The 13,235-nt window shown below is 59.8% G+C and carries 12 protein-coding genes and 1 tRNA gene; 4 read left to right on the forward strand and 9 right to left on the reverse strand.

The features are described from left to right. Nucleotides 1-2: 2 nt before the first annotated feature. Genes INHI_RS0109275 through INHI_RS0109300 form a run of 6 tightly spaced genes read right to left on the reverse strand, consistent with a single transcriptional unit; the run spans nt 3 to nt 5,796 of the window. Nucleotides 3-1,061: a TRAP transporter substrate-binding protein gene (locus INHI_RS0109275; protein ID WP_014874436.1), complete on the reverse strand. Its 1,059-nt coding sequence runs from the start codon at nt 1,059-1,061 to the stop codon at nt 3-5. A gap of 45 nt (nt 1,062-1,106) precedes the next feature. Then, entirely contained in the window at nt 1,107-2,582 is a 1,476-nt protein-coding gene (locus INHI_RS0109280) for a TRAP transporter large permease (protein ID WP_014879809.1), read from the reverse strand. Continuing rightward, nucleotides 2,582-3,172: a TRAP transporter small permease gene (locus tag INHI_RS0109285; RefSeq protein WP_027247474.1), complete on the reverse strand. Its 591-nt coding sequence runs from the start codon at nt 3,170-3,172 to the stop codon at nt 2,582-2,584. The genes INHI_RS0109280 and INHI_RS0109285 overlap by 1 nt, the downstream gene beginning before the upstream one ends. Nucleotides 3,173-3,230: 58 nt before the next feature. Continuing rightward, a complete protein-coding gene (locus INHI_RS0109290; RefSeq protein ID WP_027247475.1) occupies nt 3,231-3,752 on the reverse strand; it encodes a flavin reductase family protein in 522 nt (173 codons plus the stop codon). Next, nucleotides 3,752-4,642 carry an aldo/keto reductase gene (locus INHI_RS0109295; protein WP_014879806.1) on the reverse strand — a complete coding sequence of 297 codons (891 nt, stop codon included), beginning with the start codon at nt 4,640-4,642 and terminating at the stop codon, nt 3,752-3,754. The genes INHI_RS0109290 and INHI_RS0109295 overlap by 1 nt, the downstream gene beginning before the upstream one ends. Further along, the gene (locus INHI_RS0109300) at nt 4,642-5,796 is read right to left on the reverse strand and encodes an LLM class flavin-dependent oxidoreductase (protein ID WP_027247476.1); all 1,155 of its coding nucleotides are present in this window, start codon (nt 5,794-5,796) and stop codon (nt 4,642-4,644) included. The genes INHI_RS0109295 and INHI_RS0109300 overlap by 1 nt, the downstream gene beginning before the upstream one ends. A 101-nt stretch (nt 5,797-5,897) precedes the next feature. On the opposite strand from INHI_RS0109300, the gene INHI_RS0109305 reads away from it, so the two are divergent. Both INHI_RS0109305 and INHI_RS0109310 read left to right on the forward strand, forming a co-directional pair. Further along, nucleotides 5,898-6,608: a GntR family transcriptional regulator gene (locus tag INHI_RS0109305; protein ID WP_027247477.1), complete on the forward strand. Its 711-nt coding sequence runs from the start codon at nt 5,898-5,900 to the stop codon at nt 6,606-6,608. A gap of 8 nt (nt 6,609-6,616) precedes the next feature. After that, complete coding sequence (locus INHI_RS0109310; RefSeq protein WP_027247478.1) at nt 6,617-7,723, forward strand: Gfo/Idh/MocA family protein; 1,107 nt, start codon at nt 6,617-6,619, stop codon at nt 7,721-7,723. A 22-nt stretch (nt 7,724-7,745) separates the two neighbouring features. Here the strand turns inward: INHI_RS0109310 and INHI_RS0109315 are convergent, their stop codons facing one another. Continuing rightward, nucleotides 7,746-9,065 carry an ATP-binding protein gene (locus INHI_RS0109315; protein WP_027247479.1) on the reverse strand — a complete coding sequence of 440 codons (1,320 nt, stop codon included), beginning with the start codon at nt 9,063-9,065 and terminating at the stop codon, nt 7,746-7,748. 84 nt (nt 9,066-9,149) lie between these two features. Here INHI_RS0109315 and INHI_RS0109325 point away from each other — a divergent pair, with 84 nt between their 5' ends. Continuing rightward, nucleotides 9,150-10,064 (forward strand): MBL fold metallo-hydrolase, encoded by a 915-nt coding sequence (locus INHI_RS0109325; protein WP_014879801.1) that lies wholly within the window; start codon nt 9,150-9,152, stop codon nt 10,062-10,064. An 87-nt stretch (nt 10,065-10,151) separates the two neighbouring features. After that, nucleotides 10,152-10,226 (forward strand) — tRNA-Asn (locus INHI_RS0109330). A 186-nt stretch (nt 10,227-10,412) separates the two neighbouring features. Here INHI_RS0109330 and INHI_RS0109335 read toward each other — a convergent pair. Next, the gene (locus INHI_RS0109335; protein ID WP_027247480.1) at nt 10,413-11,627 is read right to left on the reverse strand and encodes a tetracycline resistance MFS efflux pump; all 1,215 of its coding nucleotides are present in this window, start codon (nt 11,625-11,627) and stop codon (nt 10,413-10,415) included. 169 nt (nt 11,628-11,796) lie between these two features. After that, a complete protein-coding gene (locus tag INHI_RS0109340) occupies nt 11,797-13,227 on the reverse strand; it encodes a sensor histidine kinase (RefSeq protein WP_036767000.1) in 1,431 nt (476 codons plus the stop codon). Nucleotides 13,228-13,235 lie beyond the last annotated feature (8 nt).

Here is a 13,235-nt window from a genome sequence, read left to right on the forward strand (position 1 = left end):
TATCAATTCAGATCCGCCGCGCGAGCCGCGCTGACGTCGGCTTCTGCCTCGGCCACGGCCTCCGCCAATGCAGTGAAGATCTCATCACCGCGGGTCACGTTAGACTTGAACCAGTCATAAACCGGCTCGGCGGCGGATTTGAAAGCGGCCTTCTGATCCGGCGTGGGCACATAGAGATCGCCGCCGCCCGCAACAAAATCCTCATAGGCCTGGATCGACTTGCGCTTGGGCGAGGCAAAGGTCGCTTGCTGCAAAGCATAGAACCCATCAACCACGACCTGCCGCATGTCTTCCGGCATATCCATGAAGGTCTTGTTCGACATCCACCACAGCGCGCCCATATAGGCGTGACCGTCCAGCGTCACATATTGCAGGCCAGCATCCGGGAACTTCATGCCCATGATATCGGTGATGCCGTTCTTGGACCCTTCGACCACACCGGTCTGGAACGAGGTAAACAGCTCAGGCCAGGGGATCGGTGTCGGGGAGGCCCCCAGCGCCTTCACCAGCTCTTGCGGCAGGTCCGCAACGACAGTTCGGATTTTCAGACCTTCCATGTCGGCAGGTTCCGCGACCCGGCGTTTGGTATTGGCAAAGTTCCGCCAGCCGCCGGTATTGCCAATGGTCATCAGTCGAATGGAGTCGCCGGAATCCTCCAGCGCCATCTGGCGCATGGCACGGGTAAAGTCACCCGACAAGACATGTTCGGCGATCCGGTCATCCGCCATCAGATAGGGCAGATCCAGCACCTGCACATAAGGGAACAGCCCCGACGCGCCGCCGGAGGTGGAGATATAGACATCAATCGAGCCATCCGCGACGCCTTGCAGACATTCCGCCCCGTTGGAGCAAAGCTGCGTGCCGATGAACAGCTCAACCTCGATTGCGCCGTTTGAGGCCGCCTCGACGTAGTTTTTGAACACCACCAGACCGTCGTAATCCTCGTCATTTTCGTTGGAATTCGCGGTTGCGCGGATCTTATAGTCCGCAGCATAGGCCGACAGGGCTGTGCCTGCCATCAGGGCTGACAGGGCCACTGTCTTTGCCAATTTCCTGAGCATTCTTATCTCCTCCTGTTGCTCTTTTATTTGGTTTTTCGGTCGTCCTTAGTTCAGAAACCCGGTCAATCGCGGAATGGTCAGTGAGATGGCCGGAACAAAGGTGATCAGAAAAATCACCGCTATTTCAATCGCCAGAAACGGCAGGATCGCCTTTGCAATGGTGGTGACACGCTCCTGTGAGACGGCAGCGGCCACAAATAACACCAATCCCATAGGCGGGGTCGCAAGGCCGACTGTCAGGTTCACACACATGATGATGGCGAAATGCACAGATTCAACGCCGAGATCGGTGAACACCGGCCCAAGGATCGGACCAAGGATGATGATCGCAGGTCCTGCATCCAGAAACATGCCGACGACAAACAGCAGCAGATTGATCAGGAACAGCAGGATCAGCGGATTTTCCGAGAGGGTCAGGATGAAATCGGCCAGTTGCTCCGGCGCGTGACTGAGGCTGACCACGGTCTTGAACGACATCGCCGCACCCACCAGCAACAGCACCACGGCAGAGGTGATCCCCGCGCGCGAAAACACCTGCGGCAGATCCGCCAGCCGCATCGATCCCAGCACCAGAAAGCTGATCAGCAGCGCATAGGCGACAGCTACAGCGGCGGCCTCCGTTGGGGTGAAGACGCCAGCGAGAATGCCGCCAAGGATCAGGACTGGCGTTTGTAATGGCACCACGGCCCGTTTGCAGATGGTGCGAAACGCGGGGCTGACCACCCGACGCAGCCCCAGCATCAGCCCATGGGCAAACAGCACCGCCCCAAAGAAGGCAAGCCATTTCATCTGCGCCCCGGCCCCCTCGGCCAAGGGGACAAACTGCGCCAACAGCAGACCAAGGTTCAACCGCACCAATCCGAAGGAGAACCAACGCTCCATCACGCCGATCTCAACACTGTCGAAGACCACCCGCCGCGCGGCCGGCAGCTCATACCGGTCGGCCATGGCGCGGACCATGATCATCAGGCCAACGCCCACCAATACACCCGGCACAATCCCTGCGAGGAACAGCGCAGCGACGCTTTCGCCCATGACATAGGCATAGATGATCATAATGCCCGAGGGCGGAATGATCGGCCCGATTACCGAACTGGCAGCGGTCACGGCCGCCGCGAATTTCCGGCTGTACCCTTCGCGCTCCATTGCAGGGATCAGCATGGAACCCAGCGCCGAGGTATCCGCCACGGCAGAGCCAGAGAGCCCCGCAAACAGGATCGACGACAGAATATTCACCTGTGCCAGCCCACCGCGCAGATGACCCATCAGCGCCTGCGAAAACTCGACCAGCCGCACGGTGATGCCCCCCCGGTTCATCAACTCCCCTGCAAGCATGAAAAACGGGATCGCCATCAGCGGAAAGCTGTCCATCCCGTTATAAAGATTGCGATACAGCAGGGTCAGATCACGCTCCTGCCCATTTAGCCACAGCAGTGCCCCGGGGGCGGCCAGAAGACAGAAAAAGACCGGCAGACCGATCAGCAGAAGAAACAGAAACAGCGGCAGGAACCAGATCAGCATCACTCAGCCCCTCCGATGGTCATGCCCGGGCGTTCTGGCAGGCGATCGCCCTGCCCGAATAATCGCACGATGCGTTCCAGGATCAGCTCGATATTCACCAGAATTAACAGGCCCAGCCCCACCACAAGCGAGAGCATCATCCAGCTGCGCGGCACCCGGAACCAGTTGTCGAACCCCAGCGAGGTCGGCAGGTAGAGCGAGGCCGTGGCAAAGCGTCCGCCAAGCCCAGTAACCTCCTTATAGCCAATCTGGATCCCAACGATCAGCACGGTCAGGCCAATCATCAGAAGCAGCAGTTGCAAGAGATGAAACAGCCAGCCGCGCAGCAGAGAATCGACAACATCAATAGCGACAAAACCACCACTGCGCAGCGCCGTGGGCGCCATCAGGCCGGTCATCCACAACATGCAGAACCGCGCAGCCTCATCCGGCCAAGGCAAGGCGCTGCCCAGTACATAGCGAAAGAAGACCTGAATCAGGATTGCCAGAACCATGAGACCAATGGCAAAAACGCCCACCCAACGACCGGCTGCAAGCAGGCCGGTGTTGAGCGGGCGCAGTATATTCAGGACAGATAGAACTGCCGTCATCGCGTCTCTCTCCTCCCCTTGAGCCGCCCCGACCTCCCTCGGTGCGGACAACCGGCCGCTAACTTGAGGCGGCGATCTGGCCCATCTGACCTTTGTAGAATGTCAGTGCATCCCCTTCTTCGCGCATGGTGGCGCGGTCCACATGTCCCAGCACGATGGCGTGGTCCCCTCCGTCATGGATGGCTGAGCGAGTGCATTCGAAACGCGCCAGACAGTTCTCCAGTAGCGGCACACCGTGCTCGTTCTGCGCAAGCTGCAAATGGTTCAGCCCAAAAGCATCTTTTGCGACCTGCCAACACAGATCATCCTGATCCGCCGCCAACACATGGATGGCGTAGTGGCGGGCCTCCTCAAAATAGGGAAAGCGGCGCGAGTGACGGTCTGGCGACCACAGCACCAGTGGCGGCGTCAGCGAAACCGAGGTAAAACTATTGGCGGTGATCGCCACCACACCCTGCTCGGACGCCGCTGTCACGATGGTGACGCCAGTTGCGAACCGACCAAAAGCGTCGCGCAGCAGTCGTGTGTTATCTGGTGCTGGGACAAAGCTATGTTTCCCCTGCCCTGCATGCGCAGACATCATGCGACCTCCCGGCCCAATGCCGCCTCATACAATTTGAACCAGGTCGGACGGTCCAGCTCGACCTTCAGCGCGTCAGAGGCCTGTTTGATCCGCGCCAGGTTGTTGGTACCCAACACCGGCAGGATCCGAGCGGGATGCCGCAACAGGAAGGCTATGGCGACGGCGGCGCGGTCAACGCCCTGCGCTGCGGCAATCTCATCCAGCCGTTCAGCCAATTGGCCACGGCCGGTCATTAAGCCGCCACCGCCAAGCGGCGACCAAGCCATCAACGGATGGCCCTGCCGTTGATGAAAAGCCAAATCGCCATTGGTGAAGGGCGTGATCTCAGAGAGCGAAATCTCAATCTGATTGGTGGCCAGTGGCGTCTTCATCCCCGATTGCAGCAGTTCCCAATCCCAGGGCCGGAAGTTCGAAACCCCCACGGCGCGCAGTTTGCCTGCGGCGACCAGCGCGTCCAGCGCAGCCCCCGTCTCGGCATGATCCATCAGCGGATCCGGGCGGTGGATCAGCAAGAGGTCGATATGATCGATGCCCATCTCCGACAGCGAGGTTTCCACTGACCGGGTAATATGAGCCGAGGAAGTGTCGTAGTGCTTGACCGCTGCATCCGCATAGCGCCCGACCGGGGCCACGATATCGCATTTGGTGACAATCTCCATCCGATCCCGCAGAGCTGGATTTGCCTTCAGCGCCTGACCCAGAATGCCTTCGGCGGCATACCCGCCATAGATATCGGCCTGATCAAAGGTGGTGATCCCCTGCGCCAGACAGGCTTCAATCTTGGCCTCGACATGGGCGGTTGATGTATCGCTGTCATCGCCCAGACGCCACATGCCATAGACCAGACGGCTGAACTCCAGCCCTTCTGCGATCTTGATCCGTTCCATCAACGACGTTCTCCGTTCCCTAAGGGTGTAGCCGGGGTCGATTGCGGCACCCGACCATATTCATGCGGCAGTGAGCAGGTTTTCAGATGTGGCATCACCCGCGCCCCGAAATGCCGCGCTTCCTCCAGATGCGGATAGCCCGACAGAACGAAGGCGCGAATGCCCATTTTCTGATAGGCTTCCAGCTTGGACATGATCTGATCGGTGGATCCGACCAGCGCCGCCCCGCAACCAGAGCGTGCCCGCCCTATCCCTGTCCAGAGGTTCGGTTCAATAAACCCGAATTCATCCGCAATATCGCGGTTCTTGGCCTGATGCGCCACGCCCAGCGAGGTGGCATCCAGCGCCCGATCCCGAATGGCTTTGCCCTGTGCATCATCCAGTTTCGACACGAGATGATCAGCGTATTCATAGGCTTCCGCCTCAGTATCGCGGACAATGACGTGCACCCGAAGACCATAATCCAGCGCGCGACCATAGGTTTCCGCAACATTGTGGACCGCCTGCATCCGACCGGCCAGATCTTCCATCTTTTCCGGCCACATCAGGTAGACATCGCAATGTTCACCGCAGAGCTCCAGCGCCGCCGGGGAATAGCCACCGAAATACAGCAGCGGCCCGCCGGTCTGATAGGGTTTCGCCGGATCGGTTGTGAGCCCCTCGAACTGATAAACCTCGCCATTGTGGTTGATCTCATCGCGGGTCCAGGCTTGTTTCAGGATCTCCACCACCTCGCGCGAGCGTTGATACCGGAACGCGCTGTCGGCTTTCTCGCCTGGAAAATCGGAGGAGATGATGTTCACCGTCAGCCGCCCCTCCAGCATGTGGTCCAGCGTGGCAAGAGTGCGCGCCAACATGATCGGCTGCATCTCCCCGCAGCGTACCGCTGCCAGCATATTGATCCTGTCGGTAATCGGCGCGCAGCCTGCCACAAAACTAAGCGTATCCTGACCCACCTGATAGGACGACGGACAGAGGATATTGCGAAATCCCTGCGCCTCGGCCTCTTTCACGATGTCAGAGCAATGCGCCCAGGAGGACCGCAGATCGCCATCCGGCACGCCAAGGAACTGGTAGTCATCGGAGCAGAGCGCGGCGAACCAAGACACTTCAACCGCATCAAGATCCGCAGATGTTACCGGAACAACGCTCATTGGCCTCTCCCTCATCCTTTGCAACTTAACTCTTGCATAACCCGCGCCTTGATGTAGATCAATGGTGTATCAATTATTTCCCTATCGTGACGATTGGCCTCATGCCCACCCCCCGCACCTCCGGCACCGCGCTGCCACTATATCTGCAGATCAGCGAAGCGCTGACCCGCGAGATCGCGGCCGGGAGGTTGGCAGACGGGGAGCGTCTGGCACCTGAACGGCAGCTGGCCCAAACCTATGGGACAACAGTAAGGACCTTGCGTAAGGCACTGTCAGAACTGGAAAATCAGGGCATGCTGGAGCGCATTCAAGGATCGGGAAACTATATCCGCACAACGCAAACCCTGCCGAGCGTCTACTCAATGTTTAGGCTGGAACTACCAAATGGCGGCGGCCTGCCAACTGCAGATATCATCTCTGTCACGGAATGCGACAAACCTGAGGACCTGCCGCAGTTTGGCACCAGCGCCCGGGGCACTCGTATCCGCAGATTGCGCTATCTGGACAGCACGATCATCGCCGTTGAAGAGATTTGGCTGGATGCTGGAGCGGGCCGTGTGGATGTCGCGCAGCTCTCTGATTCCCTTTATCGCTACTACCGGCTGCAATTGGGGTTCTGGATCAGCCGCGCTGAGGATCGCGTCTCGCTCGCGCCGGTGCCCGACTGGGCGCCGGCGCTCTTCACCAAGCCCCCCGGCACCACGGTTGGGTATATCGAACGGCTAAGCTGGGCCCAGGATCTGGCCCCGGTTGAATTTTCACGCACCTGGTTTGACACGGAAAAGGCGCTCTATGTGCAGCGCCTGACATAGGAGGAAACATGTCCGGACCCACCACCTATGGGATCATCGGCTGCGGCATGATGGGCCAGGAACATCTGCGCAATATTGCCCTGCTGGACAACACGCGGGTCGGCGCGATCTATGAACCGAACGCCGCCATGCGTGAGATTTCGGCTGAACTGGCGCCAGAAGCCCTGTTCATGGACAGCCTTGAGGCTCTGCTCAGCCACCCCGACCTTGATTGCCTGCTGATTGCCAGCCCCAACTTCCGCCACTTGGAACAGCTGGAAGCGCTGGCTGCACATCGCGCCCTGCCAGTGCTGGTCGAGAAACCGCTGTTCACCAACCTTGCGGATCTTGGGCGGCTGGATGTCTTTGCCGCGCGCTATGATGCGCCGGTTTGGGTGGCGATGGAATATCGTTACATGCCGCCAGTCGCCGCCTTCCTGCGCGATGTCGAAGCAGCCACCGGCGGAATTAGAATGTTAAGCATCCGCGAACATCGCTTTCCGTTTCTGGAAAAGGTTGATGACTGGAACCGCTTCGACGCCAAATCCGGCGGCACCTTTGTTGAAAAATGCTGCCATTTCTTTGATCTGATGCGGCTGGCCCTGGGATCAGAGCCCGTCCGAGTGATGGCCAGCGGTGGGCAGGATGTGAACCATCTCGATGAACGCTACAGCGACGGTGTGCCTGACATCCTCGACAATGGCTACGTGATCGTCGACTTCCGCTGCGGCGCGCGCGCCATGCTGGACCTGTGCATGTTTGCCGAAGGCGCGGAGTATCAGGAAGAGATTGCCGCCGTTGGCCCCACAGGCAAGGTCGAAGCCTTTGTGCCCGGACCGGGGCGGTTCTGGCCCCCGCATTTGGGCAGGCCTCCGCTACCGAAGCTGGTGACCTCGCCACGCAGTCCCAAAGGTCCCGAAACACAAGAGATCCCGGTTGATCCCGCGCTTCTTGAGGCCGGAGATCACAATGGATCCACTTTCTATCAGCATCAAAAGTTTCTCGAACTGGTTCGCGGTCAACGCGTCGCTGCAGAGGTGACCCTTCATGATGGGCGGATGGCAGTGCTGATGGGGATGGCGGCACAGATCTCCATTTCCGAGCGGCGCAGCGTAGAGATATCAGAGCTGATCTGAGCGCGCCCAGGTGACAGGGGTATTACAGGCCAATCACGATATCGGCCTGTAACCCGCCCAATGCTGCGCTTTGTTCCAGCCGCAGCGTACCACCATGGGCGCGGGCGATATCCGTCACGATGGCAAGTCCGAGACCTACGCCACTGCCCAGATCCTGATTGCGCGCCGGATCCAGCCGGGTGAAGGGGCGCGTCGCCTCAGCCCGGTCGGCCTCGGCGATACCGGGGCCATCATCCTCAACCCGGATACGCAGAAATTTCTCGGTCATGGCCACGGACACCCGCGCCCGCGTGCCATAGCGTACTGCGTTGGAGATCAGGTTTTGGACCGCACGCCGTATCGCAGACCCGCGCAGCATCACCTTGCCCTTGCCGCTCATCTCACCCAGCATCACATCCTTACCCTGTCGGCGCCAGCCATCCACCAGCAGCGTGATCATCACATATGGGTCGACCTCCTCCGGCTCACTGGTCGAAACCCCACGCGAAAAATCAAGAAACGCATCCAAGAGCGCCTGCATCTCATCCACATCCTGCCGCAGCGGTTCGGCGTCCTCCTCGTCCAGCATCGACAGGCCAAGTTTCATCCTTGTGAGTGGGGTGCGCAGGTCGTGGCTCACTCCCGAGAGCATCAAGGTCCGCTGCTCCATCTGCCGCTCGATCCGTGCGCGCATGTCCAGAAACGCGCTGCCGGCCGCCCGCACCTCATTCGCGCCGTGCGGCGAATAAGGCTCCGTCCGCCCCCGCCCAAAGGCCTGCGCGGCATCGGCGAGTTGTTTGATCGGACGCAGCTGATTACGCATGTAGACAAAGGCGATAATCGTCATCAAAAAACCAAAGGCGATCACTGTCACGATCAGCTGGTGCGGTGCCGCCGCGGTCACCCGGCGCCGATCAAATACCAGAGCCATCGGGCCGTGATCACTCGCAAGCACCAACTGTACCCGGCGGGTGTTGGGGAACTGGGCCGAAATGAACTGCGGCGCAGTCGCCTGCAACGTATTGCGCACCACCCGCCCGGAAAATTCCAAGAGCCCCATCTGATCCAACGGCACCGGCTCCCCTGGTTCCAGAAACCGGATCTGCATCTGCAAGGGTTGCAACAGAGGTTCTGCCAGCAACAACGCCTCCTGCTGACTGGCAGCCGGCGCCATGGTCTCCTCCAGCAGTCGCAATTCCCGCAGCATGGTCAGGGTCATCTGGACCGTCAGGTCCTCAAGATCGCGTTTGATGAACACAACCGACACCACCAATTGCAGCGTCACAATCGGCACCAGTAGAATAAGCGCTGCCCGCCCGTACAGGCTGCGCGGCATATAGTGTTTGAGCCATTGAAAGAACATGCGCTACACCTACCCCGCGACCCCGCCGCTGAAAAGCAAAACGCGCATCCCCTGCGCCCCGTTTGTTACCAAGGATCAGACCTGATGCAGGCACCCGATGATTTCAATCCCCCCGCCGGGATCGCCGAAACGCTAGAGCCCGGATTGCGCCGTATTCTGGCCCCGAACCCGTCGCCGATGACCTATTGTGGCACCAACACATATCTGCTCGGCGACACTGATGTTGCGGTCATTGATCCCGGTCCGGCGAATGAGGCACATCTGCAATCAATTCTCGCGGCCTTGGGACCGGGTCAGCGCATCAGTCATATTCTGGTCAGCCACAGCCATCTGGACCACTCCCCTCTGGCACGTCCGCTGGCAGAGGCCACCGGCGCGCCGGTCTATGCCTTTGGCGATGCCCTCTCAGGGCGCAGCGCAGTGATGACATCGCTCGCCGAAGCGGGGCTGGCCGGTGGTGGCGAGGGCATCGATATCAACTTCGCGCCGGACATCTCTCTGAGCGATGGGGAGACATTAACCGGACCCGACTGGCAGCTGGAGGTGATCCATACCCCCGGCCATCTCGGCAACCATATCGCCTTGGCTTGGGGGGATGCCTGTTTCACCGCTGATCACGTGATGGGTTGGGCCAGCTCTCTGGTCTCGCCCCCGGATGGTGATCTGACCGATTTCATGGCTTCTTGTCGGCGGCTGGCCGCCCGCGACTGGCGGGTGTTTTACCCCGGCCATGGGGCACCGGTTGCCGCCCCCGCCACCCGGCTCGCCTGGCTGATTGACCACCGCACGGGGCGAGAGGCCGCGATCCTTGCCGAACTCACCGCCGGTCCCGCCACCGTCACCGAGCTGACAGCGCGGATCTACACCGAAACCCCGCCTTCCCTACGCGTCGCCGCTGAGCGTAATGTCTTCGCACACCTCGTTGATCTTGCCGGGAAATCCCAGGTTGCAGCCGATGGCCCTCTGTCATTTGGCGCGCGTTTCAGAAATCTGCGCTGACCGTGCCGGGGGGATGCGTTTTTTTCCAAAAAACTGCAAAACGACTCTGGACGCCAACAGATCGCACCGCTATACGGCACAGACCGTTCCGGCGTAGCTCAGCGGTAGAGCAGTTGACTGTTAATCAATTGGTCGTAGGTTCGATCCCTACCGCCGGAGCCAAAGAATTCAAGGGGTTAGAGGGATTTCTCTCTAACCCCTTTTCTTTTGACAATGGTCTGAGATGCTTTTCCCCTGATATCAGCGTGCCAGAATAGATGGCAGATCACAGATAAATGGCCGCCCTCTATGGTCGGCTGATTGGATCAGCAGATGCCGAAACACAGGTCCGCCGCAATCCGGGAATGCTCAGTCTGACGAACGGTTATCGTGATCCCTGAGACGCAAGACCAGCGGCGCCAATGCCAGAACCAGCACTGCCGCGACCAGGAATGGCGCGCCCGGGAGGTACCATTCGGCTTCACCGACAAATCGCTCGAACACCCCTGTCAACACCAGCGGCGCCACAACGGCTGCGACGGATGACAGCGACGCAATGACCCCCTGCACCACACCTTGCTGGTCTTCGCCAACCCGGTTGGCCGCAAAGGCGGTGATCAGCGGTGGCGCCATATCGGACAGGGCAGCAATCGGCAGAAAGACCACCACAACCCAGATTGCGCTGGCGAGACCGAAGCCGATCATTGCGATCACCGCCGCCACCATCGCGATGATCAAGGTTTTATAGTCCCCTAGTCGTTTGGTCATCTGCGGCAGGATTCCAGCCTGCACCACAGCAATCAGGACGCCATAGGCAGACAGGGTCACACCAATGGTAAACCCATCCCAGCCAAACACCTCACGGCCCCAAAAGGACCAGAGCGTCGGGTAAACCAGATTGGCGAACTCAAAGACGAAGATGCAGATCAGCGGGATCGCCAACCCCGGAATGACGAAGGCGCGGATCAGCGTTCCAAAGGGGTTGAGATCGCGTTTACCAAACGGCCGACGGTTCTCAGGTTTCAGGGACTCCGGCAGGATAACGATCCCAAACACCACGTTGAGAGCGGAGAGACCGGCTGCAATCCAGAACGGCGCGCTGATATGCAGGCCCGATGCCAACCCGCCAAGCGCTGGCCCGAGCACAAAACCAATGCCAAACGCCGCCCCGATCATGCCAAACGCAGCGCCGCGTTCTGTTGGCTTGGCAATGTCGGAAATATAGGCAGTTGCCGTGATATAGGTCGCGCCCGCCATCCCCGCGATGACGCGCCCGATCAACAGCATCCAATAGGTCTGCGCCAGCGCCATGATCACATAGTCAATGGTGAGCGTCACCAGCGCAAGGATCAGAACCGGCCTGCGCCCGTAGGAATCAGACAGGCTGCCTACAATCGGGCCAAACAGAAACATCGCGGCGGCATAGGCTGACATCATGATGCCGCTCCACAAAGCGCCTTCGGCCGTGCTTTGCGCGCCGACCCTCAGCATCAGGTCTGGCATGATCGGAAACACGATGCCAACGCCGATGGCATCGATCATCAATGTGGCCAGAATAAACAGGAAAGGGCCGGTTAACTTCATGTGGGCAGTCTTTATCAATCAGGATTGGTGCGGGCAGTGCCCCGTGTCGCGTTGGTAGCAATGCAGTGCCAGCACCGATAACGCTATTTTCGTCACGCAGTTCGTTTTTCCGACAATGGTACAAAAACACCCCCGCCAAGACGCGAGGCACCGGATGGCCCTCAGCTGCTCAGGGCTGAGGAAACCGCACCTCAATGCGCAACCCGCGTTCGTCCGCAGTGTACATCAGCGCCAGTTCAGCCTCGTGTAGTTCAGCGATGGCCTTCACCATGGCCAACCCCAGACCCGCCCCGGCAGTGTTGCGACTGCGGTCAAGCCGATAGAGCGGATCCAGCACGCGCCCCCGCTCAGCCTCCGGGATGCCGGGACCATCATCCGTCACCACAAGCCGACTGCCGGAGAGGTCAATGGCAATCCTGGCCCCCTCACCTGCGTGGCGAATGGCGTTTTCGATCAGATTGGCCAGCAACTGCATGATAAGGCTGCGGTCGGCATGGATGGTGGCGGCGTTGGTGATCCGACAGGACAGGCTTTGTCCCGCGTCCTGTGCCACCGCCTCATAAATCTCATGCACCTGCTCAACCACCACACCCAGATCTACTGCGGCAAATCCATCGCGTCGTCCCTGGCTTTGCATGCGGGCAATCCGCTGGATCGCGCCAAAGATGGCGATGATGTCATCCATCTGCGCAATTGCGGCCTCCCGGTGCGCGGTCTGGTCTTCGGCCTCATCGGCCTGATCCAGATGCAGCCGCAGACGCGTCAGCGGTGTGCGCAGGTCATGGGCAATATTGGCCGAGAAATCAGACATCTGCCGAATGGAAGCTTGCAGGCGTTCCGTCGCGCCATCAATACGCGCGGCCAGCTCGTCAATATCGTCGCGGATCACCTTTGGTGCCAGCCGTAGGTCCAATTCGCCATCCGCAATACGGTCAAACCCGGCTCCGATCCGGTTCAGTCGACGCTGCGCCCGGATGCCAAAGATTAGCCCGATGATCAGCGCAGGTAGCGATAGGATGACCACAAAAACCAAGATAACGCTGGTCAGATCGGACCCAAAGGCGCTGACGCCCGGTGCATAGACCACAAGATGTCCGTCCAGAACCGCGCCACTGTAAATCCGCCAGCCAAGATCCGCCTCGCTCTCAAAGGCCACATCAAAGGCAAGCTGCCCCGCAGCGGTCTCCTCGGCCGCGGGTCCGCTGTCGGAGAGCTCTTCCTCATCATCTTCGTCGATCAGATCAAAGATCCGGTCAAGCGTCTCAAGCGCCTTAGGCTGAAACAGGGCTTCGGCCTCAAGAATATCAAATCCCTGGCTGTCAAAGGCGCCGCGCAGGACCGGTCCCAGAACTTTGCCGTCAGCCCGCAGCACCGCATAGCCGACGCCACTGTCCGAGAAGACTTCGGCGGTCACGATTTCCTCAGGAAACCGTCCCTCGCGCGTCAGTCGGTCACTAATGCGCTGATATTCCTCGCGCAGAGCCTCCTCGGTCTCGGCGCGGAATTCTTCGGTGATGACGTCATCCAGAAGCAGCCCGCCAAGGGTCAGCAGAACCAGGAAGGCCAGCGACAAGGCAATCGCCTGCCGCAGCGCACTCATCCGGAAGA

It is taken from the genome of Phaeobacter inhibens DSM 16374 (assembly GCF_000473105.1).
GTDB classification, from domain to species: domain Bacteria; phylum Pseudomonadota; class Alphaproteobacteria; order Rhodobacterales; family Rhodobacteraceae; genus Phaeobacter; species Phaeobacter inhibens.